Below are 16,227 nucleotides of genomic sequence, written 5' to 3'. Positions count from 1 at the left end.
GGTGTTCCTCGCGGGCTTCGGGGTCGGGGTGTTCGGGGTGCCGCTGCAACCGCTGATGCTGGCGGAACTGGACGATCAAGCCATGGGCGAGGCGTCGGGCTTGCTCCCCACCATCGAGCAGATCGGTAATTCGGTCGGATTGGCGGTGCTGAGCGCGCTGTTCTTCCGCGCGCACACGCTGTCGGGCAGCATGATCATGCTCTCGGCCGTCGCCGCGGCGGCCTTCGGCCTCGCCGCGCTCACGCTGGCGCTGCCGGACCGCGTGCGGACTGCCACGAGCCCGTGGAGCTGGTCGGCCGTGAAATGACCGCGCTTCCGTTATCTGCCAACGCCTCTCGCGCCGGTCGATCGCGGGGAATGCGCGGCAACGGCGCGCCTGCCGACCCGGCTGTTCCCATCAGCACCGTCGCCCGGCGTGGGTTAGGCGGCGGTCGGAACCGCTCGAAGAGGGCCACAGCGGTCTCCGACCACGGGTCAGCGGTTCCGGCTCTGGGACGCCCCAGCGGCCGGATCTACAAGTGTTCGGGTCCGTGGACGGCTTCCGCTCGCGGCCTCTCGGATTCGCTGCGGTCCCGCCCACCGCGCCGCAGCCAGGACGGGGCCCACCAGCAGGCGTCGCCGAGCAGGCGCATGGTCGCGGGCACCAGCAGCAGACGCAGAATCGTCGCGTCGATGAACAGCGCCGCCACCATGCCGAAGGCGATGTACTGCATCATGACCAGGTCCGACAGGGCGAAAGCCCCGGTGACCACCAACAGGATCACAGCGGCGGCGGTGATGATCCAGCCGGTGCGGGCGATACCGACGCGCACCGCCTCGGTGGTCGGCGCACCCGCCGCGCGCGCCTCCACGATCCGGGCGAGCAGGAATATCTCGTAGTCGGTGGACAGGCCGTAGATCACGGCGACGATCAGCACCAGCACCAGCGCCATGATCGGCTGCGGGGTGAATTCCAGCAGACCCGCGCCGTGGCCCTCGACGAAGATCCACGTGAGAATGCCGAGCGTGGAGCCGAGCCCGAGCAGGTTCAGCACCGCGGCTTTGAGCGGCAGCACCAACGAGCCGAAGGCCAGCACCATCAGCACGGTGGTGACGAGGAAGACGAGCGCGATCATCAGCGGCATCCGCTCCAGCAGCGCGTCGACGCTGTCGCGCTGAATCGCGGGCTGCCCGCCGACCAGCACGGTCGTGCCCTTCGGCACCGGCATGGAGCGCAGATAGTCGATGGTCGCGTCCGCGTCGTGCGCATCGCGCAGCACGGTCGAGGTGGTGAAGACGTTCGGGTTCGCAGGTCCCTGCACCGCGGGCGGGAACGGCGCGATGAGTCCGGGAGCCCGGCCCGCCTGCGCCACCACCCCGTCGACATCGCGGGTGTCGAGGGTGATCAGCACCAGGTCGACCGGATTCATCTGGCGCAGTGGGAAGACCTGATCGAAGTGCTGCTGCGCCGTGCGGGCCGGATGCTGCGGCGGCAGGAAGCGCTCGGTGATGCCGCCGAAGGCCACGTCGCGCACCGGGGCGATGAGCACCACCAGGACGGCCACCAGCGGAATTGCCACGGCCAGCGGCCTCCGCATGACCCACCCGGCGACGCGGCCCCACGCATTGTCCCGATCCCGGTCCCGGGCCCGGCGCGCGTGGAACCGGTTGAACCCCAGCCAGTCAACGCGCCGGCCGAGCACGGCCAGCATGGCGGGTAGCAACGTGATCGAGATCAGCGCCGCCAGCGTCACCGTCACCATCGCGCCGAAGGCGAACGAGCGCAAGAAGCCCTGCGGGAACAGCAGAATGGCGCCCGCGGCGACGACGACGATCGTTGCGGAGAACACGACGGTCCGTCCGGCGGTCGCGACCGCGCGCCGGACCGCATCGGGCACCTCGTGGCCGTCGGCCAGCTCCTCGCGGAACCGGCTCACGATGAACAGACCGTAGTCGATGGCCAGGCCGAGACCGATCATCGAGACCACCGGGGAGACGAAGGAATTCACCTCGGTGACGGTGGTCAGGACACGGATCGTCCCCCATGCTCCCAGCACGGTGAGCCCGCCGACGATGAGCGGGAGCGCGGCGGCCACCACGCCGCCGAACAGGAAGAACAACAGCACCGCCACCGCGGGAACGGCGAACAGCTCCATGCGTCGCTGATCGTGGGCCATGGTGTCGTTGAGGGCGGCCGCGACCGGCTGACCGCCGGCGACCTCCATCCCGATGCCCGGTATCCGGAACTGGTCGGCGACGGCCCGGTAGTTGCGCATCACCTCCGTGTCGTCGTTGCCGCGGATGGCCACGGAGGCGAAGGCGTAGGCACCGTCCGCGGAGCCGAAGACATCCGGCAGGGCGAGGCCGGTCTCGGTGGGCCAGTAGGTGGCGTTGATCTTGGCGATCCGGTCCGGAAAGCGTTGCGGCAGGCTGTTCAAGTGGCCGACGATCGCGGCGGCGAAGGCGGGGTCATCGATCGTCTTGCCTGCCGGAGCCCGAAACAACAAGATCACGTCGGCGATGTGGTCGTGGCCGAAAGTCTCGTCTTTGAGCCGAGCCGCGCGCGCCGATTCCGAGGTCGGATCGTCCCACCCGCTGACGCTGAGGTGATCGCCCAGCCCGAGGCCGTACACGCCGAGCGCGAGCAACCCGGCGACGGTGACCCCGATGACGGTGAACCGCCGCCGGACAAGCGTATCGATCCAGCGCGTGAACTCGGCGAACAATGCCGCCTCCTAATCGATGACATCGTATTTCGGCGCGCGCCCGAACAGGTGAAAACCTAGCAACTGCAATGGGTTTCACCAGCGCAGAAGCCAGAATCTCGAAATGCCACAAGTGCGCGGGTGGGTGGATTGTGAACTCTCCCTGAGCCTGCGACGGCCGATGTGGTGGCCGTTACGCTGGGGCCGTTGCCAGCTGCGCACTCGCTAATTCGTGAATCGCCCGGAAAGAATGGCGATCACCTGGATCCGACCCCGGAGGATGTGCATGTCGGATATCGCAATTGTCGGCATCGGCTGCAGGTTCGCAGGCGGAATCGACTCGCCCGACACCTTTTGGGAATTCGTCCTGGACAAACGCGACGGCGTTGTCGAGATGCCGGCCGATCGCTGGGATTACCGCCGCTACTACGATCCCGAACCGCGCACGCCGGGACGCAGCTACACCAAGCGCGCGGCCTTCATGACGATCGACCCGTGGGAGTTCGACCCGGACTTCTTCGGCATCTCCGCCCGCGAGGCGACCGTGCTGGATCCGCAGCAGCGCCTGATGCTCGAGGTGACCTGGGAGGCGCTCGACGACGCCGGGATCGCGCGGCACGCGTCGGGCGCGTCGATCGGCGTCTACGTCGGCGGGTTCGTGGTGGACCAGTCGGTGATCGGCGTGGTCGGCCCGGCCCTGTTCCACACCGACATGCACACGCCGGCCAGCGCCTCCTACACCATGCTGTCCAATCGGATCGCCTACGCGCTCAACCTGGTCGGCCCCGCGCTCACGGTCGACACCGCGTGCTCGTCGTCGCTGGTCGCCTTCCATCTCGCCTGTCAGGCCCTGGCGAACGGCGACTGCGAGGTGGCGCTCGCGGGCGGCGTGAACGTGATGCTGCAGCCGGAGACCTTCGTCCTGATGTGCAAGGGCGGCTTCCTGGCCGCCGACGGCCGCTGCAAGTCCTTCGACGCCTCGGCCGACGGCTACGGGCGCGGTGAGGGCGCGGGCATGGTCGCGCTGAAGAAACTCGACGACGCGGTCCGCGACGGCGACCGGATCTACGCGGTGGTCAAGGCGACCGGCTCCAATCAGGACGGCCGCACCACGGCGATCACCGTACCCAGCGCCGAGTCGCAAGAAGCTCTGGCCCGCGCGGTATGCGAGCGCGCGGGGCTCGCGCCGGACGCGATCACCTACGTCGAGGCGCACGGCACGGGCACGCTGGTCGGCGATCCCGTCGAGCTGCGCGCGCTGGGCCGGGTGTTCGGCGCGCCTGCGGGGCGCACGCGCTCGCTGGGTGTCGGTTCGGTGAAATCGACGCTCGGTCACACCGAAGCCGCGGCCGGGATCGCGAGCGTGATCAAGTCGGCGCTGGCGATCCACCATCGCACCATCCCGCCGCAGGGCTGGCTCGACAAACCCAATCCCGACATCCCGTTCGACGAGCTGGGACTGCACGTCCAGCTCGAGGCGGAGGCGCTGCCCGAGGACGCCGACCCGATGACGATCGCGGTCAACGGCTTCGGCTACGGCGGTACCAACGCCCACACCATCTTGCAAGAGTTCCGGCCGGCCCCCACCCGGCCGGACTCCCCGGCCAGGCATTTCGGCGTCCTGCCGATCTCGGCGCGCAGCGCCGGCGCTGCGCGTGCGATGGCCGCCCGGTTCGGTGACCTGATCTCCGCGGGCGCCGACCCGGACCGGCTGGCCGAGGCCGCCTGGACCCGCATGGCGCACCACCCATACCGCACCGGCATGCTCCTCGGCGACACCGCCGACCTGGTCCGGGATCTGCGCCGGTTCGCAGCGGGAGAGGGCCGCGACGCCGCGCGGACGATCGTGGCGCGCACGGCGGAGCCGGTGTTCGTGTTCTCGGGCATGGGTCCGCAGTGGTGGGGCATGGCCCGCGAACTGCTCCAGGGGGAAAGCGTTTTCGCCGACACGGCCGCGGCGGTCGACGCGGAGTTCCGCGCGATCGCGGGATGGTCGATCATCGAGGAACTGCTGCGGCCCGAGGAAGAGTCCCGGGTCACCAGCACCGAGGTGGCGCAACCGGCCAACTTCCTCGTGCAGGTGGCGCTGGCGCGGGAACTGGCCGAGTACGGCATCCGGCCCGCTGCCGTGCTGGGGCACAGTGTCGGTGAGGTGTCGGCGGCCTACGTGAGCGGCATGTTGTCGCTGCGCGACGCGGTGCTCGTGGCCTATCACCGGGCCCGGCTTCAGGCGACGACCGCCGGTTCGGGTGGCATGCTCGCGGTCGGGATGTCGCCCGAGCAGGCCCGCGAGCTCGTCGGCGACGACCCCGAGGTGGATGTCGCCGCGATCAACAGCGCGAGCTCGCTGACCCTGTCCGGCGCTGTCGACCGCCTGGACGAGATCGCCGAAAAGCTCACCGAGGACGGCATTTTCGCGCGCCGTCTGCGCGTCGAGGTGCCGTACCACAGCCGGTTGATGGACCCGATCCTGGACGAGCTGCGCGCGGCGCTGGCCGGGCTGGAGCCGATGGCGCCGACCGTGCCGCTGTACTCCTCGGTCACCGGCGAGCCGGTGCACGGCCCCGACTGGGACGCCGAGTACTGGTGCGCGAACGTGCGCGAACCCGTCCGGTTCGCCGACGCGGTCACGAAACTGATCGGCGCGGACAGCCGGGTCTTCCTGGAGGTCGGCCCGCACCCGGTGCTGTCGGGCAACATCCGCGAAGCTCTGCTGAGCGCGGACGTCAACGGCACGACGGTGCCGACGCTGGATCGCAAGCAGCCGGACTCGGAGAGCCTCCGCCGCACCCTCATCGGCCTCTACGCCGCGGGCGTGCTCGACCTCGACGAACTGTTCCCGGCGCGGCAGTCCGCCACCCCGCACGTGCCGCTGCCGCGTTATCCGTGGCAGCGCACCCGGCTGCATTCGGCGTTGCCGCTGTTCGAGCAGGCGCGGCTGGGTTCCCCCGGCACCTACGCCATGCTCGGCGACCCCGACGTCGAGGGCAGGCCGGACTGGCTGCTGCAGGTCGGCACCGAACTGCTGCCGTGGCTGGCCGACCATGTCGTCAACGGCGTCAAGATCATGCCGGGCGCGGCGTACCTGGACGCCGCGCTGAGCGCGACGGCTTCGCGTCTGGGTGTCGAACGCGTGGCGCTCGAGCAGGTCCGGTTCGTGGCGCCGCTGATCATGGGCGCGCCGGACGTGCCGCTGGTCGCGCTGACCATCGAGGAGGCCAGCGGCCGCTTCCTGCTGCGATCGCGCTCGGCGACCGGGACGGCCTGGACGGTGCACGCCTTCGGCCGCACGCTGACCGGCAGCCACAAGCCTACGAAGGTCACGGTTCCCACCCTGGACGTCGGGCTCGACGTCGACCCGCGGATGTTCTACACCGGCCTGGCCGCGGCGGGGCTGCAATACGGTCCGGCCTTCCGCCGCGTCACCTCCGTGCGTGTCGGCGCGGAGGCGGTCGTCGCCACGGTCGACGGCTCCATCGCCGCGGGCTCCGGACACCTCGCCCACCCCGCGGTGGTCGACGCCGCGATGCAGTCCGCGGCCCTGCTGTTCGCCGACGCCCGGATCGATGAGGGCACGCTGGTGCCGGTCGGCGTCGCGGCGGTGCGGCTGGTCGCGCCGTTGCCCGAGCGGATCACCGTGGTCGCGCGTCGCGATCCCCGTGCCCGGCTGCGCGCCGACGTGGATCTGCTCGACGACGACCACAACCTCGTGATGCGGTTGAGCGGCCTGCAGATCGGTGCGCTCGCGCCGGGCCAGGATCCGCTGCACCGGATGGTCGACTTCTACTACGCCGAGACGCTGGAACCGCGCGATCCCGTCGATCCCGATGCGCTGCCGCAGGATTCGGTGAGCACCGTGATCGTCGCGCTGGGCGGCGACTGCCGCCGCGCGGGGCAACTGGCCGCCGCCATCCCGGGCTCCCGGCTCTACGTGGCGGGAGTGGCCGGCCGCGAACTCGCCGCCGACCTGGCCGCGACACTGGCGGCCGCCAAGGCCGAGGGCGCCGACCGGCTGCACGTCTGCGTGGTCGCGGGGGCCGTCGAGGACGACGTCGCCGATCTGTGGACCCTGGAACGGATCGCGGTCGCGCTCGACGAGTTCGTCCACCCGGGGACCACCGACGAGGGGCCCAAGAGCGTCTTCGGTGACGGATGGTGTCATGCCACCCTGGTGACCGAGCGGGCGTTCGCCCTCCCGGACAGCCCGATTCCACCGGACTCGAATCATGCCGCCCTGGCCGGCGCGCGCCGGGTACTGCTCAACGAGCAGTCGGCGCTGCGCTGGCGGCTGATCGATGTGGAACCGGACACCGAGATCGCCGGTCTGCTCGCGGAACTGGCCGTGCCGGGCGCTTTCTGGAACGACAACCTCGACGAGGTGGTGCTGCGCGCGGGCAAGCGCTGGGTCCCGCTGGTGACCAAGCCGCTGCAGGAGCGCCTGGACGTCCTCGACACCGCCGAACCGCTGACCGACCCGGAGGCCAACTTCACACTGGAGCTGCCCAGGACACGCATGCTGTCGGCGCTGGCATGGCGGCAGTGCCCGCGGCCCGAGCCGGGACCGGGCCAGGTGGAGGTGCGGATGAAGATCATCGGCCTCAACTACAAGGATCCGCTCAAGGTCATCGGCCTGCTCGGTGAGCGCGAACTCGCGCCCACCTATTTCGGCACCGTGCCCGGAATGGAGGGCGTCGGCGAGGTGGTGCGCGTCGGCGAGGGGATCACCGACCTCACGGTGGGCGAGCTGGTCGCGGTCGCCGCCAAGGGCATGATGCAGCGCTACGTCGTGGTCGACCGGCAGCTGACGATCCCGCTGCCGGCCGACGCCGATCCCGGCTACTGCACCAGCACCATCGCCTTCGGCACGGCCGAATACGCCTTGCTGGATCTGGCCCGCCTGGAACCGGGCGAGACGGTGCTGATCCACGGCGCCGCGGGCGGCGTCGGCACGGCCGCGATCCAGGTGGCCAAGGACCGCGGGGCCCGCATCATCGGCACGGCGAGCACCGACGAGCGCCGCGCCCACGTGCTCGCCCTCGGCGCCGATCACGCGATCGACTCGCGCTCGCTCAACTTCGTCGACGACGTACTGGAGCTGACCGGCGGCAAGGGCGTCGAGGTCGTGCTCAGCAGCGCGCCCGGGGAGATCCTGCGCCAGAACTTCAACGCCGTCGCCGAATTCGGGCGCATAGTCGAGGTCGGCAAGGCCGACATCTACACCGGCGGACTGCTCGAGCTGGCCAACTTCGACAAGAACCTGGCGTACTTCTCGATGGATCTGGACCGCCTGGTCGCCGTCGACGCGCAACGGCTGGCCAAGCTGCTGCAGCGGGTCTACGAGAAGGTGCTCGCGGGCACCTACCAGCCGCTGCCCTACAAGCTGTTCGAGACCGGCGAGGTGGGCAAGGCTTTCGAGGAGACCATCCGCTCGACCGGGCTCGCCCGGATCGCGCTGCGCATGGATTCGCCCACGCCCGCGGTGCGGCCGTACCTGCCCGAGGTCGAGATCGACAGCCGCGCGACCTATCTCGTCACCGGCGGGTTCGGTGGTCTCGGAATGGCCATCGGGCGCTGGCTGGTGTTGCGGGGTGCGCGGCGGCTGGTGCTGCTCAGCCGCGGCGGTGCGGGCACGGAGGAGGCGTGCAGGCAGCTCGAGGCGTGGCGCACGGTCGGTGTCGAGGTGGTCGAGGAGCGTGCCGACGTGACCGACCCGGAGGCCGTCGCCGCGATCGTCGCGCGGTGCCACGGCGGCGAGCACCCGCTGCGCGGGGTGTTCCACGCGGCGGGCACGGTGGCCGACAACACCTTGGCGGCGATGCGGTACGAGGAACTGGACAAGGTGTACCGCCCGAAGGTGCACGGCGCCCGGGTGCTGCATCGAGCCGTGGCCGCCGCCGGAATCCGGCTGGACATGTTCGTGCTGTGCTCCTCGGGCGGTTCGATGTACGGCATCTACGGTCAGTACAACTACTGCGCGGCCAACGTGGCGGTGGAGTCGCTGGCCGAGGAATGGTCCCGGGCGGGCGAGCGGGCGCTGTGCGTCGGCTGGGGACACCTGTCGGGTGCGACGGGCGGTATGGCCGCCGACGAGACGGCCCGCAAGTACCTCGATCTGGTGGGCTTCGACCCGATCGACATGGCCGACGCCACCGCGTATCTGGAGCAGACGCTGCGCCTCGGCGTCGCTCGCGCCGCGATCATCCCGACCGACTGGGCCAAGCTGACCGGTACCTTCCCGCAGCTGACCCGCACGGGCCGCACGATCGAGCTCGCGCAGGCCTCCGCCAAGGACACCTCCGAACTGGCCCGGCTGCGGGCCGAGGTGGCCGCGATCGAGGAGAGCAAGCGCGGTGCCTTCGTCGCCCGCAAGATGGCCGAGGAACTCGCCGTGGTCATGGGCGTGCCCGTCGAGTCCATCGACATGACCGTTCCGGTGCCCGAACTCGGGCTGGATTCGCTGATGGCGGTGGAACTCGGTGCGCGGGTCACCAAGACTCTCGGTATCGATCTGATGTCGTTGCAGATGGGCCGGTCGTTCAGCCTGGAGCAGGCGGGCCCGAAGGTGGCGGAGCTGATCCTGGCCGCGGATTCCGGTAAGACGCAGCCGGTTCCGGAACCGGCCACGCCGCAGGCCGAGCCGGTGGCCTCGAACGGCGCCGCGGCCGAGCCCGTTCGGGTGCTGGTGGCGGCCGAGGCCAGGCCGTGACCGACCGTCGTCGTCGAAGCGAGGTAACACTGTGGTCAGTTTCGGGCTGATCGAGGAATGGGAGCCGGGTCCCGGCCGACTGGTCAGCTGGGCGGCGTCACCGGATTCGGTGGCGCGCGCCCGACGGGCGCCGGTGCATCCGGCCCCGCCCTCGCACCAGCAGGAGCAGTATCTCCGGCTCGCCGACTGGCACGCCCAGGCGGACTTCCGGTACTCGGGCCTGTGCCTGGTGACCGCGGAGATCCCGACCGGCGGCCTCGACCTGGCCGCGATGACGCGGGCGGTCAACGCGTTCCTGTTGCGCCACGATACGTTTCGGACCTGGTTCCGGGTCGACGCCGCCGGCGCGATCGAGCGGCACCTCGTGCCGGCGGAGGACGTCGATTTCGTGCCCATCGACTACGGCCACGTCGACGAGGCCAGGGCGATCCGCGATCATGTCCAGAAGACCACGCCGGGACCCTTCGACTGGGACTGCTTCACCTTCGGGGCGATCGAACGCGAGGATTCGACCACGGTCTACCTGGCGGTCGATCATCTGCACACCGACGGATTCGGCCAGTACCTGTCCGGATTCGACCTCGCGCTGCTGTATGTGCGCGAGGTGTGGGAGGACGTCGGCATGCTCGATCCAGCGGCCAGCTACCTCGACTACTGCACCGCCGAGCGGGAGTACACGGGCCGGATGACCCTCGCCTCGCCCGGCGTGCGGAAGTGGCTGGAACTCATCCGCGGGAACGACGGCGAACTACCCTCCTTCCCGCTGGACCTGGGCAAGCGCACCGATGTGTACAACCGCAGCGCGCACCGCACCGTCACCCTGTTCGACGAGCACACCGCGCTGCGGTTCGAGCGGGTCTGCCGCGCCAACGGCGCGGAGTTCGTCGGTGGCATCTTCGCCGCGGCGGCGCTGGCCGAGCGCGAGCTCATCGGTAGCGACTATTACTTCGGCATGACACCCGTCAGCACCCGCGGCACCGCCGCGGAACGCGCGTCGGTCGGCTGGTACGCGACGCTGCTGCCGGTGGCCTTCCCGATCGGCGCCACCACCACCTTCGCGCGAGCCGCGACCCTCGCGCAGCGCGCCTACGAGAACGGGCTGCGCCTGGCCCCCACCTCGTTCCAGCGTGTGGTGGAACTGCTGCCCGCCGACTCCGATCTCGACCTGGAACCGGGCTGGTCCACGCCGATGATCTCGTACGTGGACACCCGAGAGTTGCTCGGCAACGAGCTCTTCGACTTGGGGTCGTGCGGGCTGTACGCCAATCGTGCCGCCTCCGAACAGGTGCTGATCTGGATCAACCGTTTCGCCTCGGAGACCACCCTGAGCGTCATCTACCCGGACACACCGGTGGCCCACGGCTCCGTCGAACGTTACGTGGCCACGCTCCGAGCGGTGTTCGCGGCGGCGGCCGAGGACACCCTGTGAGGAGGACATGTGCGCACCGCATTTCGTGACCCGGGAATCCCCGACGGAGAGAAGTCCGTCTACACCGTCACCATCGCCGATCGACCGCCGAAGCTCGACCTGATCAGCGTGGTCACCCACGACGGTGACGGCTACCGCTCGATCCTGGAGGCCGGCCTGGGACACCCGCGTTTCGCGATGACCATCGAGCAGCGGTTCCAGCGCTACGGCGATCGGCTGCAAGCCGAGCAGTACCGCGCTGAAACACGCTCGGGCGCGACGGTGGTCTCGCGCGAGGAAGCGAACTTCCTCGGCACCGTGCACCTCCAGTTCGGCGGCGGGATCGCGCCCTTCCCGGCGAACGTGATGCCGCTCGCCGGTGGCCTGACGTTGCTGCGCGGCCTGGACTTCGCCGAGGGCGCCGAGGAGTGCGTGGATCTGTGGCTGGCCTTCTCGGTGCATCTCCCGCTCGGCGCCAAAGTGGAGCAGCGCACCGTCGTCGAGGTACCGGCCGGGCGCATCACCAGCTGGCAGGTCCGGTTGCGGCCGCGTTTGTCCGGACTGAACGCGATGCTGGAGAAAGTGCTCGGCGGATTCCTCCCACCCGCGGTGGCACACTTCGACGCGACCCCGCCCCACCGCCTGGTCCGTCTCAGCTTCCCGACCGGCCCGATGCCGTGGGACCCCCGCGGCCTGCTCGAACTGGTCGCCTAGCTGCGCGACCGACGAGCGGCACATGTCCGCGAGAACCCTCGCCGACATGTGCCGCTCGTGTCAGGTGGGGGTTGGCGTGCGTTGCTGGACGGTGGTGGGGATGATGCGGCGGCGGCGCGGGGACCACCAGTTGGCGGGGCCCATCAGTTGGACAAGGGCGGGGACCAGGAGCATGCGGACGAGGGTGGCGTCCACGACGAGGGCGATGATCATGCCCAGGCCGAGGAAGCGCATGGGCGTCAAGGGGGACAGGGTGAACGCCCCGGTGACGATCACCAGCAGGGTCGCGGCGGCGGTGATCACGCGGGCGGTCTTGACCGTGCCGGCCCGCACCGACGCGGCGGTGTCGGCGCCCGCGTCGTGCGCCTCGACCATGCGCGACAGCAGGAAGACCTCGTAGTCGGTGGAGAGCCCGAACACGACCGCGATGATCAGCACCAGCATGCCCGCGGTGATCGGGCCGGTGCTCACGCCGAGCAGGCCGGACAGATGCCCGCCGCAGAAGATCCAGGTGAGCACGCCGAACGTGGCTGCCAAACTCAGGAACGCCATGGCGACGGCTTTGAGCGGCAACACGATCGAGCGGAACGCCGCGAACAGCAGCACTATCGTCGCCGCGACCATGACGAGGATCATCAACGGCATCCGCGCGACGATCGAGCGCACGCTGTCGACGGTGGCCGCCGTATCGCCGCCGATCCACAGGACGGTGCCGTCCGGTGGAGTCAGTTCGCGGATGCCACGAACGGTGTCGCCCGCCGCTTCGGTGCGGTCGGTGCTGCTCAGGAATGCGTGGAAGACCACGAAGTCCTCCGCGCGACCCACCTGCACCACCTGCCGTACCCCCTCGACTCCGCCGAGCGCGGACACGGTCGCGTCGACGGCGCCCGACTGCGGTGGCCCGTTCACTCCGTGCAGTACGGCCGTGACCCCGCTGCCCGCGGCGGGGAACTGCGCGGTGAGTTCTTCGACGACGGTGCGCATCTCGTTGCCTTCGGGCAGCGCGCGATGGTCGATGTCACCGAGCCGCAGACCGGTCAGCGGAGCCGCCAGCACCAGTAGGACGGCGCCGACGACCACGGTCACCAGACCCGGCCGCCGCAGCACGCGGTCGACCAGGCGCCCCCAGAACCGCTCGGCGCGATCGGTGGCCCGCGCCCTGCCGATGCGCGAGCCGAACAGCGCCAGCAATGCGGGCAGCACGGTGAGCGAGAGCGCGGCTGCCAGCGCCACCGCGGTGATCGCGCCGATGCCGAGAGACCGCAGCACCGCCTGCGGAAAGACGAACGTGCCCGCGAAAGCGCAGATCAGCAGAAGTGCCGAGAACGCGACCGTGCGGCCGGCGGTGGCGTAGGTGCGAGTGATCGCGGTCTTCAGGTCGTGCCCGTCGGCGACCTCCTCCCGGAACCGGGTGACCAGGAACAGCCCGTAGTCGATGGCCATACCGAGCCCGAGTAGCGAGGCGACGTTCACCGCGAAGGTGCTCACCTCGGTGAACTCGGCGAGCACGCGGATCGCGCCCATGGCGCCGAGCACCGTCAGGCCGCCGACCACCACCGGGAAGGACGCGGCGATGAATCCGCCGAACACCGCCACCAGGATCACCAAGGTCAGCGGCAGCGAGAGGGATTCGGCCCGGATCAGATCGCTCCGGGACTGCTCGTTGATCTCGGTGGAGATCGCGCTGTAGCCGGACAGGTCGGTGGCGATACCCGGAACCCGGAGCTGGGGTTCGATGTCCGGATACGCGCTGACGCGCTGGTTGGCGTCACCGGCGAGGTACACCACCGCCAGAGCGTGCCGATTGTCCGCCGACCGCAGGAACTGCCTGCGCGCGAAACCGGCGTTCCAATACGTCTCGATGGGTCGTTGCAGCACGGCCGGGTCGATGCGGGCCAGCGTCTCTTGGACGCGGGCGCCGATGTCGTCGACCGTCTGACCCTCCGGTGCGGCGTACCGCACGACCACGTCGGGGTTCTGCGGGCCGAAGTGTTCGGATACCAACTCGTCCACCCGCGCCGACTCGCTTCCGGGATCGACGAATCCGGCCGCGGTGACTTTGTCGGACGCTCCGAGGCCGAGCAAACCGGCCAGCAGCATCACTCCGGCCACGACCGCGAGCACGATGCGGGGCCGGGCCAGGACGACGCGAATCGGCCCGGTCATCGCGCGACCGCCTCGGGCGCCGCGAGCTCGGACTCCAGCCGCGCGGCGATCTTGTCCAGCAGCGCCTCCAGCCGGGCTTCGATACCGGCGCCATTGCGGCAGGAGACGGTCAGCTCCAACCGTCCGCCCGCTTCGGCGATGACGAACAGCAGCGGCATCGCGCCGCTGTGCTGAGGTAGCAGCCGCACGTCGGTGGGTGTCCAGCCGGGCACCGCCATCTCGTCCAGATCGAACGCGCCCATATGGGACACGGTGGCCGACACCATGTTGCGGTTCAACCGTGCCCCGAGCCAGTTGCTCACGCGCAGCACCCCGCGGATCACGCCGGGTGGGAGTTTCGACAGCCGGCCATTGTCGAGTTCGTTCAGCTCCCGCCGTTCCCGCAGCCCACTGCGCATCCGGCCGCTGATCGTCTCCCAGTCCTCGCCGGGGGTGACGTCGAGGAACAGCGGCAGCGCCAGGTTGGCGGTGGAGCGCAGGGCGGGGTCGTGCCTGCGCAGGTCGACCGGAATCATGAAGCGCGATGCGGCTTTCGACTCCGCGGCCAGGATCGCCGCTATCCGAGCGACGATGCCCTTACCGGTCGCGTCGATCGTCCGGTGGCGCAGCAGCCAGCGCGCGGCAGACCGGTCCTGGCGCCCGCGCCCGGTCGCCGCCTCGAAGGTGGGCAGCACCGGGGTCGGTTTACCCGGCGCGCCGATCCGGGCCACGAGTTCGGCATCGGCGATCGGATCGGGCGCGCCGAGCGGCGGGCATCCGCGCAGCGCGCGGAACACGTCGTCCACCCAGAGGCGCAGGCCCATCCCGTCCATCACGCCGTGGAAGGCGCGGAACACGAGGGTGGTCTGTTCGCCGGTGAGCAGCAGCACTTCGGTGGTGCGGTCCGGCGTCGGACCGATCGGTGTGTTCAGCACCGCGTCGTTCTCCAGCGCGGCGTAGTTCAGCGACCAGCCGGGCACGTGGCGCACGGTGGCGGCCAGACCACAGTCCACCCAGTCGTCGCCGTCGCGGACCAGTCGTGCACCGGGGTTGGCAGCCGAAGCCACGTCGACGGCCCGCCGCACCGCGTCGAGATCCAGGCTGCCGTCGCCGTGGACGGCCAGGTGCATGACGAACGGCGGAGTCACCGCGCGCGTGAAGAAGTACAGACGTTCGGTCGGGGTGATCTTCCTGCGGAAGACGGTGGCGTTGCTCATGCTGGCCTCCGGTACCGGTCGGGTGTTCAGCGCAGATTCCGGGTGAGTTCGACCGCTCCGCCCTGGGTTTCCAGCCACGCCAGCAGGTCGGCCAGGCCGCGGTCGCGGTCGATGACCGGCTGGTAGCCGAAATCTCGTGCGGCGGCGGTGGTGTCGTAGGTGGCGCTGCGGGACAGCAGCGCGACGGCGTAGCGCGACAGCGGCGGCGACCAGCGGGTCGCGACGGCCGGGATGCGCCATATCGTCTCCACGACCCGGACCGCCGCGTTGATCACCGCGGGGTTGGGTTTGCGCGTCGGCGGCTGGTACCCGAGCCGGGTGGCGACCTCGCCGAGGAAGCCCCAGACATCCGTCTTCTCGGCATCGGCGACAAAGTACGCTTTGCCGCCCACCGCGTCCGAGCCCGCCGCCTTCACACAGGCGTCGACGATGTTGTCGACGTGGCAGAGCGAGGCGTAGACGGTGCGGCCGAAGGACAGGTCCGGCAGCTTCCCCATACCGGCGCGGCCGAGCATCCGCACGATCGGACCGGACCGGTCGCCCGCGCCCCAGATCGCGCGGGGGCGCAGGGCGCAGGTACGGAATCCGGGGCTGTCGGCGGCCAGGACGGCTCGTTCGGCCGCGGCTTTGGTCTCGGAGTACAGGTTCAGGTAGCGCCGCGGATACGGCACCGATTCATCGACGTCGACCTGGTCACCGCCGTAGTAGTCCATCATCGCGCTCGGGCTGGAGATGAACACGAACCGTCTCGTTCCGCCTCGACGGGCCGCCTCGAGCAGCCGTTCGGTGGCCCGGACGTTCTCGTTCCAGAACTGTTCCCTGGTGCCGCGCTCGTCTACGCGCGCCGCGCTGTGGAACACGATGTCGACGCCGCGGGTCGCCTCGTCGAGCGAGGCGGGGTCGGTCAGATCGCCGTAGATCAGCTCGATCTTGTCGATGTCGTCGCGCAGGTCGGCCAGGTTGCTGGTGCGGCGCACCAGGATCGATACGTCGTGCTCGCCGTCTCGTACCAGCCTGCGCACCAGCGCCCCGCCCAGAAAGCCGGACGCGCCGGTTACCAGTATTTTGCTCATTGCACTCTCTCCTCGCCGGGCTGGGTTCGCCACCAGGTCAAGCCGAAGATCTGCGTCAACACCGCGGTCTCCCACCGGCCGCGGCCCGAGCCCTCGGCGGCACGCAGGGCCGCCGGAATCTGAGCCGCGTGCACCACGATGCTGAGGAACGCGTCGATCCACCACACCGTGCGCAGGAGCCGGCTGTCCGGGACACGGTCGGTTGCCGCGGCCAGCGCGCCGCCGGCCAAATACAGCCACCCGATGACGGGAATTGCCCGAAATGCAGTCGTTTTCATTT

The 16,227-nt window shown here is 70.0% G+C and carries 8 protein-coding genes and 1 pseudogene; 4 read left to right on the top strand and 5 right to left on the bottom strand.

Going from position 1 to position 16,227, the window contains the following annotated elements:
• Positions 1 to 307: pseudogene (locus tag HOV91_RS22185) on the top strand (MFS transporter); the annotation flags it as partial.
• A gap of 205 nt (positions 308 to 512) precedes the next feature.
• Here the strand turns inward: HOV91_RS22185 and HOV91_RS22180 are convergent.
• Positions 513 to 2,705, bottom strand: a complete 2,193-nt coding sequence (locus HOV91_RS22180; protein WP_174187334.1) for an MMPL family transporter — start codon at positions 2,703 to 2,705, stop codon at positions 513 to 515.
• A gap of 265 nt (positions 2,706 to 2,970) precedes the next feature.
• Between HOV91_RS22180 and HOV91_RS22175 the strand changes: the two genes are divergently transcribed.
• Genes HOV91_RS22175 through HOV91_RS22165 form a run of 3 tightly spaced genes read left to right on the top strand, consistent with a single transcriptional unit; the run spans position 2,971 to position 11,512 of the window.
• A complete protein-coding gene (locus HOV91_RS22175) occupies positions 2,971 to 9,390 on the top strand; it encodes a type I polyketide synthase (RefSeq protein ID WP_174187333.1) in 6,420 nt (2,139 codons plus the stop codon).
• 31 nt (positions 9,391 to 9,421) lie between these two features.
• Positions 9,422 to 10,819 carry a condensation domain-containing protein gene (locus HOV91_RS22170; RefSeq protein ID WP_174187332.1) on the top strand — a complete coding sequence of 466 codons (1,398 nt, stop codon included), beginning with the start codon at positions 9,422 to 9,424 and terminating at the stop codon, positions 10,817 to 10,819.
• Between the two features lie 9 nt (positions 10,820 to 10,828).
• Positions 10,829 to 11,512: a hypothetical protein gene (locus HOV91_RS22165; RefSeq protein WP_174187331.1), complete on the top strand. Its 684-nt coding sequence runs from the start codon at positions 10,829 to 10,831 to the stop codon at positions 11,510 to 11,512.
• Between the two features lie 60 nt (positions 11,513 to 11,572).
• Here HOV91_RS22165 and HOV91_RS22160 read toward each other — a convergent pair whose 3' ends face one another.
• Genes HOV91_RS22160 through HOV91_RS22145 form a run of 4 tightly spaced genes read right to left on the bottom strand, consistent with a single transcriptional unit; the run spans position 11,573 to position 16,225 of the window.
• On the bottom strand, positions 11,573 to 13,678 hold the full coding sequence (locus HOV91_RS22160) for an MMPL family transporter (protein ID WP_174187330.1): 2,106 nt from the start codon (positions 13,676 to 13,678) through the stop codon (positions 11,573 to 11,575).
• Complete coding sequence (locus HOV91_RS22155; RefSeq protein WP_174187329.1) at positions 13,675 to 14,874, bottom strand: peptide synthetase; 1,200 nt, start codon at positions 14,872 to 14,874, stop codon at positions 13,675 to 13,677. The genes HOV91_RS22160 and HOV91_RS22155 overlap by 4 nt, the downstream gene beginning before the upstream one ends.
• A 26-nt stretch (positions 14,875 to 14,900) precedes the next feature.
• The gene (locus tag HOV91_RS22150) at positions 14,901 to 15,947 is read right to left on the bottom strand and encodes an NAD-dependent epimerase/dehydratase family protein (RefSeq protein WP_174187328.1); all 1,047 of its coding nucleotides are present in this window, start codon (positions 15,945 to 15,947) and stop codon (positions 14,901 to 14,903) included.
• On the bottom strand, positions 15,944 to 16,225 hold the full coding sequence (locus HOV91_RS22145; protein ID WP_174187327.1) for a hypothetical protein: 282 nt from the start codon (positions 16,223 to 16,225) through the stop codon (positions 15,944 to 15,946). The genes HOV91_RS22150 and HOV91_RS22145 overlap by 4 nt, the downstream gene beginning before the upstream one ends.
• Positions 16,226 to 16,227 lie beyond the last annotated feature (2 nt).

It is taken from the genome of Nocardia barduliensis (assembly GCF_013315795.1).
GTDB classification, from domain to species: domain Bacteria; phylum Actinomycetota; class Actinomycetes; order Mycobacteriales; family Mycobacteriaceae; genus Nocardia; species Nocardia barduliensis.
Note: the sequence above shows the minus strand (reverse complement) of the source record. Positions and strands in the feature narration are given on the sequence as shown.

What these genes read in the sequence shown, in the direction of transcription:
- HOV91_RS22175 (WP_174187333.1), top strand. Translation starts at nt 2,971, where the DNA reads ATGTCGGATATCGCAATTGTCGGCATCGGCTGCAGGTTCGCAGGCGGA.
- HOV91_RS22160 (WP_174187330.1), bottom strand. Translation starts at nt 13,678, where the DNA reads ATGACCGGGCCGATTCGCGTCGTCCTGGCCCGGCCCCGCATCGTGCTC.
- HOV91_RS22155 (WP_174187329.1), bottom strand. Translation starts at nt 14,874, where the DNA reads ATGAGCAACGCCACCGTCTTCCGCAGGAAGATCACCCCGACCGAACGT.
- HOV91_RS22150 (WP_174187328.1), bottom strand. Translation starts at nt 15,947, where the DNA reads ATGAGCAAAATACTGGTAACCGGCGCGTCCGGCTTTCTGGGCGGGGCG.
- HOV91_RS22145 (WP_174187327.1), bottom strand. Translation starts at nt 16,225, where the DNA reads ATGAAAACGACTGCATTTCGGGCAATTCCCGTCATCGGGTGGCTGTAT.